The 16,859-nt window shown below is 59.6% G+C and carries 6 protein-coding genes; 4 read left to right on the forward strand and 2 right to left on the reverse strand.

Annotation, left to right across the window (positions count from 1 at the left end):
- Positions 1 to 129 precede the first annotated feature (129 nt).
- Complete coding sequence (locus A7J50_RS02800) at positions 130 to 1,398, reverse strand: Hsp70 family protein (protein WP_064450449.1); 1,269 nt, start codon at positions 1,396 to 1,398, stop codon at positions 130 to 132.
- A 238-nt stretch (positions 1,399 to 1,636) separates the two neighbouring features.
- Between A7J50_RS02800 and A7J50_RS02805 the strand changes: the two genes are divergently transcribed.
- The 4 genes from A7J50_RS02805 (at position 1,637) to A7J50_RS02815 (ending at position 14,932) form a co-directional block, all read left to right on the forward strand.
- Positions 1,637 to 2,575 carry a DnaJ C-terminal domain-containing protein gene (locus A7J50_RS02805; RefSeq protein WP_064450450.1) on the forward strand — a complete coding sequence of 313 codons (939 nt, stop codon included), beginning with the start codon at positions 1,637 to 1,639 and terminating at the stop codon, positions 2,573 to 2,575.
- Between the two features lie 80 nt (positions 2,576 to 2,655).
- On the forward strand, positions 2,656 to 7,758 hold the full coding sequence (locus tag A7J50_RS02810; RefSeq protein ID WP_064450451.1) for a dermonecrotic toxin domain-containing protein: 5,103 nt from the start codon (positions 2,656 to 2,658) through the stop codon (positions 7,756 to 7,758).
- A gap of 132 nt (positions 7,759 to 7,890) precedes the next feature.
- Positions 7,891 to 9,903, forward strand: coding sequence for a dermonecrotic toxin domain-containing protein (locus tag A7J50_RS31805; RefSeq protein ID WP_237140879.1), 2,013 nt, complete (start codon positions 7,891 to 7,893; stop codon positions 9,901 to 9,903).
- Positions 9,878 to 14,932: an NEL-type E3 ubiquitin ligase domain-containing protein gene (locus tag A7J50_RS02815; RefSeq protein WP_237140880.1), complete on the forward strand. Its 5,055-nt coding sequence runs from the start codon at positions 9,878 to 9,880 to the stop codon at positions 14,930 to 14,932. Before A7J50_RS31805 ends, A7J50_RS02815 begins: the two co-directional genes overlap by 26 nt.
- Before the next feature lie 115 nt (positions 14,933 to 15,047).
- Here A7J50_RS02815 and ureC read toward each other — a convergent pair whose 3' ends face one another.
- The gene (gene ureC, locus A7J50_RS02820; protein WP_064450452.1) at positions 15,048 to 16,748 is read right to left on the reverse strand and encodes an urease subunit alpha; all 1,701 of its coding nucleotides are present in this window, start codon (positions 16,746 to 16,748) and stop codon (positions 15,048 to 15,050) included.
- Positions 16,749 to 16,859 lie beyond the last annotated feature (111 nt).

Here is a 16,859-nt window from a genome sequence, read left to right on the forward strand (position 1 = left end):
CAAAAAAGTGGGAGCGGGCTTGCTCGCGAAGGCGGTGGTTCAGTCGATACTTACTTCGACTGACACTCCGCTATCGCGAGCAAGCCCGCTCCCACATTTGATTTTCAGTGTTGGTGAGATTGGGGCAGGTCAGGAGCCGTAGCGCTTGCTCGCTTCAATCGCCAAACCACTGCCGATGCTGCCGAAGATATTCCCTTCCACGTGCCGCGCATTTGGCAACATCGCCGAAATACTGTGGCGCAGTGCCGGAATACCGCTGGAGCCCCCGGTGAAGAACACCGTGTCCACCTGCGCCACTTCTACCGACGCATCGGTCAGCAACTTGGTGACGCTGTTGCGCACGCGCTCCAGCAAGCCATCAATCGCGGACTCGAAGAGTGTGCGGCTCAGGTCCACGCTCAACCCGGGTTCAACCCGGTCCAGCAGCACGTGGCGGCTGTCTTCGTGGGTCAGCTGGATCTTGGTTTCTTCCACTTCCATTGCCAGCCAGTGCCCGGCGCGCTGTTCGATCAGCTTGAACAGGCGGTCGATGCCGCCGGTGTCTTCGATGTCGTAGCGCATGCTGCCCAGGGCCAGCTGGGATTTTTGCGAGTACACCGAGTTGATGGTGTGCCAGGTGGCCAGGTTCATGTGGTGGCTGGTCGGCATATAGGCACCGCTTTTCATGCGGCTGCCGTAGCCGAACAGCGGCATCATGCCGGCCAGCGAGAGTTGTTTGTCGAAGTCGGTACCGCCGATGTGCACGCCGCCGGTGGCGAGGATGTCGTCGTGGCGGTTGTCGTTGTGGCGGCGGTCCGGGGACAGGCGCACCAGCGAGAAGTCGGACGTACCACCGCCGATGTCGACGATCAGTACCAGCTCTTCTTTTTCGATGGTGGACTCGTAGTCGAAGGCCGCAGCGATTGGCTCATACTGGAACGAGATGTCCTTGAAGCCGATCTTGCGCGCTACATCCACCAGGGTATTTTCAGCTTCCTGGTCGGCCATCGGGTCGTCATCGACGAAGAACACCGGGCGGCCCAGCACCACTTCTTCGAACTCGCGGCCGGCGGTGGTTTCAGCGCGGCTTTTGAGCTGGCCGATAAACAGCGCCAGCAGGTCGGTGAAGGGCATTGCCGTGCCGAGCACGCTGGTGTCGTGCTTGATCAACTTGGAACCGAGCAGGCTCTTGAGCGAGCGCATCAGCCGGCCTTCGTAGTTTTCCAGGTATTCGTGCAGCGCCAGTCGACCGTACACCGGGCGGCGCTCCTCGAAGTTGAAGAACACCACCGACGGCAACGTGATCTTGTCGTCCTCCAGCGCGATAAGCGTCTCCTCGCCGGGGCGGATCCAGCCGACGGTGGAGTTGGACGTGCCAAAGTCGATGCCGCAGGCACGGGCTGGGGATGGGTTTTTCATGTCTATCGGGTTCCGGTTGCAAAACGGCCGCGCAGTGTATGCCAGTCGAAGGCGGATGCGTAGGCCAACCATCCGTTAAATCGTGCTTGAAAGTAAGGGATTCGCCCCCACATCTGATGCATACGGCTAGTGCCGATAACACTTTGACGCACCCCCGGGCCACAAGACTCAACAGGTGCAAAGCAGCGCACGTTGTGCCTCAGGTTGTGCGATCTCGATTAAGGATGGTGAACCGCCGATGGATTTCAAAGACTACTACAAGATACTGGGTGTCGAGCCGACGGCCGATGACAAGGAAATCAAGGCCGCCTATCGCAAGCTCGCACGCAAATATCACCCGGACGTGAGCAAGGAAAAAGACGCCGAAGAAAAATTCAAGGACGCGTCCGAAGCCTATGAAGCGCTTAAAAGCGCCGATAAGCGCGCCGAATACGACGAACTGCGCAAATACGGCCAGCATGGCCAGCCGTTCCAGGGCCCGCCGGGCTGGCAGAGCCGTGGCGGTTTTGGCGGTGGCCAGAACACCGAGGACTTTTCGGACTTTTTCAGCTCGATCTTCGGTAACCGCAGCGATGCTTTCGGTGGTGGCCAGCGCCGTCCAACCGGGCGCAAGGGCCAGGACGTGGAGATGCAACTGACGGTGCTCCTCGAAGAGACGCTGTCCACCGAGTCCAAGCAGATCAGCTTCCAGGTGCCGCAATACGACGCTTCGGGTCGTCACGTCAGTAACACCACCAAGAGCCTGAACGTGAAGATCCCCGCCGGTGTGGCCGACGGTGAGCGCATCCGCCTCAAAGGGCAGGGCGCGCCGGGTATTGGCGGTGGCGCCAATGGCGATCTGTACCTGATCATCAAGTTTGCGTCGCACCCCAAGTTCGAGGTGGACGGTGAAAACCTGATCATCGACTTGCCCCTGGCGCCGTGGGAATTGGCATTGGGCGCGGAAGTGGCGGTGCCAACCCTCACCGGCAAGATCAACCTCAAGGTGCCGGCCGGCAGCCAGAACGGCCAGCGTATGCGCGCTAAGGGCCATGGCTTACTCAACAAAGCCGGGCAGCGCGGCTATCTGTTTGTGCAGCTCAAGGCCGTGATGCCCAAAAGCAGCGACGAGGAGGTCAAGGCGTTGTGGCAGGAACTGGCGCAGAAAGCGGCGTTCAATCCGCGCGAGCATTTTTGAGCCGCATAACTATCTAGGGCTTTTCAGGTAGGGCTATTCGATAGGTTGGTTTTTTCCCGACCGTCATGGATAGCCCTACTATGTCAGAACAACCTGCCCCTACCGCCGAAGGCACCTTCAACGCTGATCTTCGGGGCGTTCACTATGACTTCCTCAAAGACCGTGTGCCCGGCTGGTTCAACCAAGGCTCTACTGCACGCCAGGAAGAACTCGCCCGCCACGAACTGCAACTGCCTCGCTGGTACCTGACCGCCACGGCTCAGCAAAAGGCTGACCTGGCCGACAGCCATACCCGTTATCGCGAGACCTTGAACCAGGTGGAGAACACCCTCGGTGATATCAAGGATGTGCTCGCCTTTGCCGAGCAGCCGCTTAAAGACGCACTCAAGCAACGCTTCAACTTGGATGTGGACGTCAAGAACGTCTATTTCGCGCGCAAGTATGGGTTCAAAAGTCGCGACGACCTGTTCGGCTTTTTGGTCTTCGACCGACAACGCGACTCGGAGCTGAACTATGTATACCGCGCTGTTTCCCTACTTGAGGCCGCCCTGGCCAATTTCGAGCCCGATGAAGAACGAGCCAGTGCCTGCAACGATTGCCAGATCATAACCGCCTGGAGTTCGTATGACGGCGACGTTATCCCGACCTTTAGCGCGGTCAATTCCCAGGCCTTGGCCATCGCGCCGCATGAATTTGCCCAAGTGTGCCGCAGCCTGGACGTGGGCAATTTGTATCAGCAGCACATCAAGGCCATCGTCCAGCCGGACGAGGCGACCCAGCGCACCGCACTGGAAACGCAGCTGCAAGAGCACCAGCGCCAATTGCTGGCGCTGAGCGCCGAGATGGCGGCTCACCAGACCGAGTGGGGCATTGGTGCTGATGCCTACCGCATGATCAAACAGGTCATCACCGACCCGGGCAGCGCCACACTCGATGGCAAGCCGGTGACGTTCGCCGCGCTGAAGGTGTTTGGCAGTGTGTTGGTGGGGCCGTTGCTGATCGGTCCAGCCCGTAAAGACAGTGACAGTGTCGAGCGCCTGGTGGTGTTCATCCCCAATGACCCCCAGCAGCCGCTGAAGGAGTATGCCTCCAGCGCCGAGTTCATGGCCGACCTCAGGACCCGCTTGCACAGCGCCTCGTACCGGCGCTTTTTCAGCCGATTTGTGCCCCAGCGCGAGCAGGGGATTTTTTTCCAGCGTTTCAATGGGCTCTATAAACCCGCCAATGGCAATGGCGCGGAAGGCGATTACCCAATGGCATCAAAGCCGGTGAGATTGCCCCTGGAGGCGATGAGTATCAAAGGCAACCTGTGGACGCAACTGCGCGAAGCACAGGTGCGCAAGATTTTGTCGGATGCCCGCGCCGTGGCCGTGCCCACTGGTGACGAAGACCGCAAGGCGCGCATGGACCGACTGTCGAGCTACCTGGACGCGGTGATCAGCGTGTTCAACCTCGGTGCTTTCGTGGTGCCGGGGCTGGGGCCTATCATGCTGGCGGTGGGCGCGGCACAGATGTGCACTGAAGTGTATGACGGCATCGAAGCCTACGAGCAAAGTGATCTGAAGACGATGTGGGCGCACTTTTCCAGCGTGGCCCTCAATGCAGCGATGCTGGGCACCGGGGCCAAGGTGCTGCCCGCCATCAAGCTGGCCAGCGTGGTCGACAACCTCAAGCGCATCACCCTGCCAAGTGGCAAGCAGCGATTGTGGAAGCCCGACCTGTCGTCCTATGAACACCTTCAGCCGATACCTTCCGGCGCTGCGGTCGACGAGCGAGGCCTGCACCAGGTCAACGGCACAACCCTCTTGCCGCTGGATGGTAGGCGGTACGTTGTGCGGCAGGACCCGGTGACAGAAGATTACCGCATCGTCCATCCCACGCGGCCCGACGCCTATCAACCGACACTCACGGGAAATGGCAGTGGTCTCTGGAACCATGAACTGGAACGCCCGCAGAGCTGGGAAGGCGCGCCGCTGATGCGGCGGTTGGGCCCGGTAGCAGACGGTTTCAGCGATGCCGAATTGGAACAGGTGCGACGCGTCGCGGATGTGAGTGAAGATGTGCTGCGCCGGGTGCATGTAGAGGGCGAGCCGGCGCCGGCGATTTTGCTCGATACCCTGCGCCAGTTCCGGGCCTATCGCGATGCGGTGAAGGTGGCCGAGGGCATACGCCAGGGGTCGCTCAGCAATGACCTGTGCAGCTATGCCGCGTCCTTGATGGTGGAGTTGCCGAGGTGGCCGGCGAGCGTGGCAATAGAGGCTTTTTCGAGTGAAGAGGTGGGTGGAGCGTCGATCAAGTATGGCAATAGCCTGGCCGCAGCGTCGGACACCCTGCGCATTCACCGTGGCGAGTTGATGAACGGCCAGTTGCCCAAGCGAGTCATCGAGTCGTTGAGTGAGGCCCAGCTCATAGACTTGGTGGGGCGCTCCAGCGGCACACCCGAGGCACGCACTGCGGCCTTGCAAACACAGCTTGAACAGCACGCCATCCGTGTCAGGTCGCGGCTGATGAAGAGTATCTATCTTGCGCAGCAGCCACCGTCGGACAGCGCGATCACGCTGGTGCAGCGCCAGTTCAGCACTCTACCTACGCACCTGGTGCGAGAACTGCTGGCAGACGTTACACCGTCCGAACGGGAGATCATGAGCGGCACCGGAAACATACCGTTTCGCCTTTTGGAGAAGGCCCGGCTGGCGCAACAGCAGATGCGCCTGACCCACGCTTATGAAGGGCTCTACCTCGACGACTTGGCCAACAAGGACACCGAGGCCCTGGTGCTCAATAGCCTGGCTAACGTGCCTGGTTGGAGTGACGGCCTGCGTTTGGAAGTGCGCGAAGGCCGCATGGAAGGTGAGTTGCGTGCCAGCTTCGGTCCAGTCGATGCCGCTGAGCGCAAGGTGCTGGTGCGGGTGGATGACGGGCGGTATCAAGCCATGGATGCACGGGGGCAGGATCTGCATGGCATCAACGGGCTGTATGGTTCCCTGCAGCATGCGTTGCCCGACGCTCATCGCAACGCAATCGGTTTGCCCGATGTCGGGCAGGGCGAGGAACTCAAAGCGTTGATAGCCGAAAAAGCCCTTTCGCGTGCGCAATTGCGCAACGTGTTAGGCATGCAATCGAAAGCTCAGTCTCGATATCCGACATCGTCGGCCGCTGGTCGTCGAGGCTATCCATTATCTGGGCGTGGGGGGAGCGTTTGGGACCAGGTCGTTCGAGAGCGCATTCTGTCGCTTTACCCCGATTTGACTACGGCCGAAGTGATTGCCCTGCGGGAGAAGAGAGGTTGGTCCGATGATCAGTGGCTCAAGCGCCTGGAGCAAGAACGCAAGGTCTTTGAGTCGACGATGAACCGGTGGCTGTCCACGCACACGGAAGGGGTCGAGCGGTTCAGCGAGGCGGATCGCAACGCCTTGAAAGCCAAGCGCGCCATTTATGGCACCCTGCACGGCGCATTGAAAGAAATCGGCCCGCGTCATTACGACACTCACGGTCAATACGTGGGGCAGAAAATAGAGTGGGTCGGAGCCGACTTGCAAGAGCAACTGCGTACGCTGCCGGCCCTGGGGGCCAATTTCGACCGGGTTACTCAACTGACACTGGACTCCAGCAACGCGACCGATGCTGATGTCGGCCGTTTGCTCGTCAACTTTCGTGGCCTGCGTGATCTTAGCCTGGAGAACGGTGAGTTGACTGAGTTGCCCCAGGCCATTGGCGATATGCCGCATTTGCGCAGCCTGAACCTGGGAAGCAATCGGATCGCCCTGACGCCCGTGGAGGTAACGTTGTTGAGTAGGGCCACTCGGCTGGAGGCACTGTCCTTGAGAAACAACCGGCTGGAGCGGGCGCCGGATGTCAGCGGTATGAAGCGCTTGCGCACGCTGTGGTTGAGCAACACCAACCTTCAGGAATGGCCAGCCGGGGTCTTTCGAGTGCCGCGCCCGCGTGATTTTCGCCTGGATCTGATGGATAACCCCATCAACCGTATCCCGGTTTTTGCTCCTGGTTCAGACAATGCCCTGATTGTCGCGCGTACCTTGCTCAGTCGCGAGAAGTTGGCTACCCCCGAATTGCTGACGCAATTCAAACAGTACATCGAAGCGGCGGGTTACGACCCGGAGCGCCAGTTTCCTGCCCGGGGTGAATATGACCGCCGGTTGTGGAACACCGGAGTGCCGCAGGACGAGTGGAGCTCCAAACAACGGCTATGGGATCATCTTGAACAGACATTCGGCTCCGAAGGTTTCTTCAATGAGTTGCGCGCCCTCAGGCGTTCGGGGGATGCAACGGTCGACAGCGGCCGGTTGCTGCCGGAGTTGACCGCGAAGGTCTGGCGAATGCTGGAGGCCATGGGCGAAGACGCCGATTTGCGTGACGAGTTGTTCCTTATGGCAAGAAACCCCACTGCCTGTGTCGACGCGGGAGCCCAGCTGTTTAATGCCATGGGCGTAGAAGTGCTGCTGCGCGCTGCGTACTTCAGTGAAGATGCCGGCGTCGTTCGAAGGAGTGTGTTCAACCTGGCCAGAGGCAAATGGCGATTGGATGAGCTGGGCAGGATTGCCCATCGCCGGGTCGAGCAGCTCAAGGCGCAAGGCGTGCAGTACCCGCAGATCGACGCCGAAGGCGCTCCGATTATTCAGTACGACGCCGATGGTCGCGAAGTACTGCCGATTGATGAGGTTGAAATTTATCTGTCCTACACCGCGTCTTTGGCCACTCGACTGAGCTTGCCATGGCAAGCCAAAAGCATGGCGTTTCGCGAGGATTATGTAACCGCAGAGATGATCGAAGAGGCGTTCAAGCGAGTGACGGCATTGGACCAGGGCGAACTGGTTCGAAGCAATCTGCTGGAGCAACCCATGTGGGTCGACTATTTGCACCGCGCCCACCTGCAGGAGCTTTCGACGGTGCGCAACCAATTCGAAGCGCTTATTGACCTGAAAACGGCATTGGAGGAGTGGCTTGATACCGGTTCGTTGTCAGCGCAGGAGCGCGAGGGGCTGCGCGCAACCATCAGCCGTACATCGGCACTACTGGGGCGCACTGGCCTCGCGAGCCAACCGGGGTATGTGATGATCCAACAGGAGTACAACATGTCGTTTGCCAGTATCGAAGCGGAGTACCAACGCCTGCTCAGTACCTTAACCGATCAGACAATCAACAGCCTTTTACCCGCGAGCTAGAACAGGAGCATTGGCAACCTGTCCACAGTGTCCACCCGCGTGAAACTTTCTTGAACGCGATAAATACCTAAGGCTCCACAGCGAGGGCCATTCGATAGGCTGGTTTTTTAAACCCGTCATGGATGGCCCGATATGTCAGAACAACCCGTTACCCTTACCCCCGAAGGCACCTTCAACGTGGACCTTCGGGGCGTGCATTACGATTTCCTCAAAGACCGCGTGCCTGCCTGGTTCAACCAGGGCTCCCCTCAACGCCAGGAAGAACTCGCCAATCACGACATGGAACTGCCCAGCTGGTACCTGACCGTCACGGTTCAGCAAAAGGCTGACCTGGCCGACAGCCATACCCGTTATCGCGAAACCTTGAACCAGGTAGAGAACACCCTCGGTGATATCAAGGATGTGCTCGCCTTTGCCGAGCAGCCGCTTAAAGACGCACTCAAGCAACGCTTCAACCTGGATGTGGACGTCAAGAACGTCTATTTCGCGCGCAAGTATGGGTTCAAAAGTCGCGACGACCTGTTCGGTGCGTTTGTCTTCGACCAACAACGCGACTCGGAGCTGAACTATGTATACCGCGGTGTTTCCCTACTTGAGGCCGCCCTGGCCAATTTCGAGCGCGATGAAGAACGAGCCAGTACCTGCAACGATTGCCAGATCATAACCGCCTGGAGTTCGTATGACGGCGACGTTATCCCGACCTTCAGCGCGGTCAATTCCCAGGCCCTGCCCATCGCGCCCCATGAATTTGCCCAAGTGTGCCGCAGCCTGGACGTGGGCAATTTGTATCAGCAGCACATCAAGTCCATCGTCCAACCGGACGAGGCGACCCAACGCGCCGCACTGGAAACGCAGCTGCAAGAGCACCAGCGCCAATTGCTGGCGCTGAGCGCCGAGGTGGCGGCTCACCAGACCGAGTGGGGCATTGGGGCCGATGCCTACCGGATGGTCAAACAGGTCATCACTGACCCGGGCAGTGCCACCCTCGACGGCAAGCCGGTGACGTTCGCCGCGCTGAAGGTGTTTGGCAGTGTGTTGGTGGGGCCGTTGCTAATCGGTCCTGCCCGTAAAGACAGTGACAGTGTCGAGCGCCTGGTGGTGTTCATCCCCAATGACCCCCAGCAGCCGCTCAGGGAGTATGCCTCCAGCGCCGAGTTCATGGCCGACCTCAGGACCCGCTTGCACAGCGCCTCGTACCGGCGCTTTTTCAGCCGATTTGTGCCCCAGCGCGAGCAGGGCCTCTTTTTTCAGCAATTTAATGGGTTGTACAAACCCGCCAACGGCAATGGCGCGGCCGGCGATTACCCGCTGGTATCCAGGCCGCCGAGGCTGCCTCTGGATGAGTTGGCAATCGGAGCCAACTTATGGGCGCAACTGCGCAAGGCACAGGTGCGCAAGATTTTGTCGGATGCCCGCGCCGTGGCCGTGCCCACCGGTGACGAAGACCGTAAGGCGCGCATGGAGCGGCTGTCGAGCTACCTGGACGCGGTGATCAGCGTGTTCAATCTCGGTGCTTTCGTGGTGCCGGGGCTGGGGCCGATCATGCTGGCGGTGGGTGCGGCGCAGATGTGCACTGAAGTGTATGAAGGCATTGAAGCCTACGAGCAAAGTGACCTGAAGACGATGTGGGCGCACTTTTCCAGCGTGGCCCTCAATGCGGCGATGTTGGGCACCGGGGCCAAGGTGTTGCCCGCCATCAAGCTGGCGAGCATGGTCGACAACCTCAAACCGGTCACGCTGCCCACCGGCAAGCAGGTGTTATGGAACCCGGATATGACGCCCTATAAGGTGCCGGTTAAATTGCCTCTAGACGCCGAGCCAGACGCCTTGGGTCTCTACTTGCACAACGGGCAAAAAGTGTTGCCCCATGAAGGTGACCACTATCAGGTCAGGCAGGAGCCCGACACCGGCCAGTACCGCATCCAGCACCCCAGCCGTCCCGGCGCGTATGAACCGCAATTGGCGCATAACCATGCCGGCGCCTGGAGCCATGAAGTCGAGGAACCACTGACCTGGGACAAGCCGACGTTGATGAGGCGTCTGGGGGCTGGAACAGCGGGGGCTCGACAGCGAAAAGCTGGAGCAGGCCCGCGCCGCCAGCGGTGTCGAGGAGGACACCTTGCGCCAGACCTTTGTCGAGCATGAGCCGGTGCCTTTGCTGCTGGAGGATTCGATCCAGCACTTCAAGGCCCATCAGGCGCTGACGACCTTTGTCGAGCAAATGCATAGCAGCGACCCGGCGGTCTACGCCAAGGCTGATCCGGCGCTGCAACTGAACATGATGCGTCGCCGCGGGATGTTGCCGCAAAACCTCGGCCTTCGAGTGCTGGGCAGCGGCGCCCGGGTAATCTGGGAAACGGAGCCTTCGTCGTCCGCCACGCGGGTGGTGGTCCTCAACGAAGGCCAACTGGCGCGTGGCGAGTTGCTCAAAGAGGTGTTGAACACGTTGCAAGGCGTTGACCCGGCGCTCACCGACATCCCCGGAAGTGCCGAAGACTCACTGGATGTGCGGGCGGGCAAGCTACGCCAGTACCTGGGCGACACGGTGGACACTTACAAAGGCCCGCTGGTGGAGGAGCGCTACCGAGCGTTGACCGCATCGGTTGATCCCGATGTGCAGCGGCTGCTGGCGGACTATCCCGAGTTACCGACCTCGATGGCGGCGCACCTGCTCAAGAGCCTGAGTTCCGAGCAACTGCAAACCTGGCGCAGCACCGGGCTGCTGCCCGAAGCACAGACCGAACACGCGAAATGGTGTGAACAGGAAACACGGGTAGCCCGCGCTTACGAGGGGCTGCAGTTGGACACCCTGGCGAACCTCGACAGCCAGCGCCTGGCTTTGCGCACCCTGGAAACCTTGCCCGGATGGCGCCGGGGTACTCGGGTGGAGCTGCGTCAGTATTCGGCGCAGGGCGCGATACTGGATGCCATTGGTTCTCCAGACGCAACGGCCAGGGTTCTGGTACAGATGGATAACGGGTTGTTCCAGGCGACCATGCCCAGGGATTTTTTTGCCGCAACCTGGGACCTGTTGTCCGCCACTGAGCGCCAGGCCCTGGGGTTCACCGACGCGCTGCAAATGAAAGCCGCGATTGCGCAAGCGCCTCTGCCACGTGCGCGACTGCGCACGGTGTTGCTGGAGCACCCGCTGCGCAAGCCGACCATTGATCCTGCACTGCGCTTGCTGGGCGGTGGCCGTGGGTTTCGACGGATGGTGGCCAGTGTTTTTGGTCCTTCAGAGGCTTCGGTAAAAGCCCGCGTCCTCAAGCTGTACCCTTCAATGGAGGAGGGTGAGGTCACTGCCTTTATCCAATCATTGGGTACGAATGTGCGGGGTGGGCTGACGCTTCGGGAAGCTGAGTTCAAAACGCTGGAGAGGGAATTGCAGGTTTGGGTTCAGGCGAATTCCCCGCAGTCCGCTGCGGGACCGGTGGACGCCCGAGCGTCTGGCATCGCCAGGCAGATCTTGAGCCACTGGCAGCGTACGGGTAAAGGCCCTCTGCGGTTGCTGATGGATGGTGTGATGGAGTTACCGGCACTGAGCGCCGACTTCAGCCATATCGAGAAACTTGAGCTCGTCGGAGTCAAGTGGTCGGGTAACGCGGATGTTTTCCTTGGGAAGTTCGTTCGCCTCAAAGAGTTGGTCGTCAGCCGTTGCAGGCTGACCGAGTTACCTGGCGCCATTGGTGAAATGAACAACCTGACCTCGTTGAACCTAACGTCCAACAACATTCGGTTGACCCCACACAGCGCCAGAGTGCTGAGTGGCCTCGGCAACCTTGAAGCGCTCTACCTCACCAATAACCCGTTGAGGATTGCGCCTGACTTCAGCGCTATGCCCCGGTTGAGAAGCCTGAACCTGAGGAATACGCAGCTGGATCGGTGGCCAACGGGATTGCAGGCCCGTGCGGGGATGGATTTTGTTGACCTGAGCCATAATCTTTTACGAGAAGTGCCCGAGGAACACCTCAATCCGGCAACTGAACAGCTCGCCGCGAGCGCCCGGCTCAATGGCGTCACCCTGCTTGAGGGCAACCGATTTCAGCCTGATTACTGGCAAAAATTTGATGGTTACTGGCAACGCTTGAATCAGGTCCGACCGGACCTGGTGAAAAGCGCCCGTGATGGCGCGTTTGACAGTGGCAACCCCAGGCTCGAAAAGCTACGACGCCTGTACCCGAACAAACGCATGCAAGACGCCAGGGAGTGGGTCTGGCGTTTGGGCGGCGGTGCCGACGCTGAACTGGCCAGACTCGAACAAGAGTTCAACACCCTGCAACAGCAGTTGAACGCCTGGGCGTTTTCGGGCGGCGGCGAACAGCAACGCTACGTTCGCGCGGGCCAACGACAAGCCAACGCGGCGGGCCTTGAGGATCGTCATCAGGCTCAGAAACGTATTCTTGCGTGCTGGCGTCGGGAAACCCCGCAAATGCTTGCCAATGACGGAACGCAGATAGGTTTGGAGCTGGACTTGAGTGGCCTGACGCTGCCAAGCCTGCCGGACCTGGACATTGATTTCAGCCATGTCGGCTCACTGAAATTGAGCAACATGGGCCTCAGTGCTTCGCCGGAAGGATTCCTGACACGCTACCGGCATCTGCGCTGGCTGGACCTGTCAAATAACCAACTCAGGGTGCTGCCACCGGCCCTGGGTGAAATGCACAACCTGACCCGTTTGTTTTTGAACAACAACCAGATCCGCCTGACGCAGCAAACGGCCGCGATCCTGTCCGGGCGAACCTCTCTCAGAGGCTTGAGGTTGAATCACAATCAGCTGGGCATCACGCCGGACTTCAGTCAGATAACGGATATGCGGTCCCTGGGCATGGCGAACTGCGGCATTACTACGTTTCCCACCGGCTTGATCAACCAGCCGGCGTTGGACCAGATACTGTTGAGCTACAACGATTTCACCAGCCTTCCAGAGTTCGTCATCGCACCCTCGGATGCGCAATTGGCCAACTCCGCGCGGGTCAATGGCGTGACGGATATATCCTTCAACCCTTTAACTGCGACCACTCAGGACCAGATTCGCGATTACGGTGTACGGCTTGAGCAAGCGGGGCTGTCGTCCGCTGCCAACCCCAATATTTTCGTCGCCTCTGCCCTGAATATCCGCGGTCGTGCGGTGATCGGCGCCAGGGCCCAAACGCGTTTTCAGCGATGGGCTACGGGGCTGTCCGAAGAGCAGGTTGCCGTGAAGGGGCGCCAATGGCATACGCTGCGTGAGCAGCCGAACGGGGATGGTTTTTTCGCAATGCTGGAGGGGCTGGATGATGCCGGCGCCGGCCACGAAGACCTTCAGCGGCGGGTGTGGGAGGTGATCGACAGCATCAGCGAACACACGCCCGAGTCCGAACAGTTGCGCGAACAAATGTTTGAGTGGGCGGGCAGACCGACGTGTTGCGACCGTGCGGGGTTGTCTTTCAGCAATGTGGAAATCATGGCGATGGTCTACCGGGCCCGCACGCAGGCCATGGACCTGAAACCAGGGGCTGCGTTGCTGAAGTTCGCCAGAGGCTTGTATTGCCTGGACGAACTTGAGGTCATCGCCTTGAGGGATATTGATCAACGCCGGAGGACCATTAACAGCAACGATAACTTAACGGTTGACCAGAAAGCCCAGCAGTTGGCGCGTCTGGAAGAGGTCGAGGTAAGACTCGCCTATCGCTACGGCCTTAAGGACCGACTCGACTTACCTGGGCAGCCTCAGCAAGTCCGGTTCGCCCAAATGGGGAATGTCACTTCACAAATGCTTGATGCGGCCTACGCAAAAGTCGTGGCGCTGAATAACTCCCCAGCAGCGTTTCAGGCCCTGTTGTCCCGCGATTTCTGGCAGGACTATGTGACTCAAAAGTACCGCGCGCAATTCGATGCGCAGAGCGAGCCCTATCAGCAGCAGTTGGCCGCGCTGCATGAGAGCCGCGTTGCCGAGGCGTTGTCCGAGACGGTCTATAAGGCCAAAGCCGATGACTTGCAGGCACAGCTGGCGATTAAGGAAAGCGCATTGATCGAGACACTGAGCCGACAGGAAATTGCGGATATTCTGTTGCCACAGGAAACCCTTGAAGTGCTGGTTGAACCCAGCAAAAGCACAACGCGTGAGTTACAGCTTTCACAGGCACGCGCCATCGACTTCAATGGGAAACGGTATTTTGTCGCGAGCCTGCCCGATGTGGAGGGCGAGCACTACCTATTGTGGGTACAGGCGCCGGATAACCCGTTTGCCCTGGTCAGTAGCGGGATCATCGCCAAACCCGATATCGCCGGGGTGTGGAAACGTCCACGTACGCCAGGAGGGATGAGGCCGGGTGGTTCCGAGGACAAGTTTGAAGACGCATCAGAGTCTACGCCGGGTGATTCTGAGGATGAGTTTGAAGAGGCTCCAGAGTCTATGCCTGTGGTTCCCTACACGGCGGACGAGCTCAGTACCATGAGGCGTGAAGTTCATTTCACGGCCGCCCCCAATCCAGTCGGGAGTTATAACCGAGCGAATAACGGTAAGTACCCACTCAGGGATTATCAGGGCAGACCGATACGTATTCGAAAGCTGCAAAGACGCGTTGAACTGGTGGAGTCCGGTACTCAATACACCTCCGATCAAGTCAAACCTTACATCAAGTTTGAAGGGTATGAGGAGGTGGGCGCTCGTTATGAAGAGAAACTGCAGCGGCGTACGTTCACTGCGCAGGATATGAAGGTGCCTCAGGAAAAGTCGCTGATAGGGCAGTCGATGGTGGTCGCCAACAAGCGTATCGCCAAAGGGGAGATCGTCGGCGTTTACGGCGGCACCGTCCTACCCTATGGATTTTTCGGCTCTGGAGGTCAAACCTACACCATGCTCGTCGGCACTCAATCGACCTTGGAGGGCGGTCGACTCGTCACGGAGCCGGTTCACTTGTCGGGGGACAACATCATCTCCAGAATAAACACCCACTTTGAGTATGACGCGAATGACAAACCAATCCGTCAGGCTGCAGGGGGATACAACGTAGAGTCCGTGGCCTTCCCCGTTGAGGCGGATATGTGGCTGGGAATGGGGCCTGCGGCAACAACAAAAACAAAGAACTTTGTGTTGAGTGCGGTATTTGCGACCGAAGATATTCCGGCGGGCGCCGAGCTGCGAATGGATTATGGGTACAGCGACTCGATAATAAAAAATATGTTCTCGTAAGGCTGTCGTGACTGCTGGCCGCTTGAACCCGAGGCCTGCGGCAATTTGATCAGTCACCGCGACTCAGCCCCGCAGACGAACCGTCAGGTTCGCCTTCGGGGCTGAATTGTTTTCGCTAGAACAAAAAGTAGCGCTGGGCCATTGGCAACACCTCTGCGGGCTCACACCACAGCAACACCCCATCGGCCTTGACCTGATAGGTCTGTGGGTCCACTTCGATATCCGGCAGGTAATCGTTGTGGATCAGGTCGGTTTTCTGCACGTTGCGACAGCCCTTGACCACCTCAATCTGCTTTTTCAAACCCAGGGCTTCGGGCAAGCCGGCTGCCTGCGCCGCCTGGCTGATAAAGGTCAGGCTGGTGGCATGCAACGCGCTGCCGAAGCTGGCAAACATGGGGCGGTAATGCACCGGCTGCGGCGTGGGAATCGACGCGTTGGCGTCGCCCATGAGGCTTGAGGCAATTGCGCCGCCCTTGAGAATCAGGGTCGGCTTGATGCCGAAGAACGCCGGGCGCCACAGCACCAGGTCGGCCCACTTGCCCACTTCAATCGAGCCGACGATATGGCTGATGCCGTGGGTGATCGCCGGGTTGATGGTGTACTTGGCGATGTAGCGTTTGGCGCGGAAATTATCATTGCCTGGGCCGTCGCCGGGCAGGGCGCCGCGCTGTTTTTTCATCTTGTCGGCAGTCTGCCAGGTGCGCGTGATCACTTCGCCGACGCGGCCCATGGCCTGGCTGTCGGAGCTGATCATCGAAAACGCGCCCAGGTCGTGCAGGATGTCTTCGGCGGCGATGGTTTCGCGGCGGATGCGGCTTTCGGCGAAGGCCACGTCTTCGGCAATGCTCGGGTCCAGGTGATGGCAGACCATCAACATGTCCAGGTGCTCGTCGATGGTATTGCGGGTGAACGGCCGGGTCGGGTTGGTGGAGCTGGGCAGCACGTTAGGGAAGCCGCAAGCCTTGATGATGTCCGGCGCGTGGCCGCCACCGGCACCTTCGGTGTGGTAGGTGTGAATGGTGCGGCCCTTGAGCGCGGCGAGGGTGGTTTCGACGAATCCGGATTCGTTGAGCGTGTCGCTGTGAATCGCCACCTGCACGTCGTACTCATCGGCAACGCTCAGGCAGTTGTCGATGCTGGCCGGTGTGGTGCCCCAGTCTTCATGCAGCTTCAAGCCGATGGCGCCGGCCTTGACCTGCTCGACCAACGGCTCCGGCAAACTGGCGTTGCCCTTGCCGGTGAAGCCGATGTTCATCGGGAACGAATCGCTGGCCTGGAGCATGCGCGCCAAGTGCCACGGGCCCGAGGTGCAGGTAGTGGCATTGGTGCCGGTAGCCGGGCCGGTGCCGCCGCCGATCATGGTTGTGACGCCGCTGGTCAGCGCCTCCTCGATCTGCTGCGGGCAGATGAAATGCACGTGGGAGTCGATGCCGCCGGCGGTGAGGATCATGCCTTCACCGGCAATCACTTCGGTGCTGGCGCCGATGGCCATGGTCACGCCCGGCTGTATATCCGGGTTGCCGGCCTTGCCGATCGCGTGAATGCGGCCGTTCTTCAGGCCGACGTCGGCTTTGACAATGCCCCAGTGGTCGATGATCAGCGCGTTGGTGATCAGCGTGTCCACCACTTCATGGGCGAGCAACTGGCTTTGGCCCTGACCGTCGCGAATCACCTTGCCGCCGCCGAATTTCACTTCTTCGCCGTAGACGGTGAAGTCCTGCTCCACTTCGACGAACAGCTCGGTGTCGGCCAGGCGGACCTTGTCACCGACGGTGGGGCCGTACATGTCGGCATATGCCTGACGACTGATTTTCATAGCCTAATTCCTCGCATATGAGTTGCAAGCTTCAAGCTGCAAGCCTCAAGTAAAAGCCAATATGTGCGCCGCAAACTGCTCTTTCTTGCAGCTTGAGGCTTGGAGCTTGAA

Source organism: Pseudomonas antarctica (assembly GCF_001647715.1).
Classification (GTDB): domain Bacteria; phylum Pseudomonadota; class Gammaproteobacteria; order Pseudomonadales; family Pseudomonadaceae; genus Aquipseudomonas; species Aquipseudomonas antarctica_A.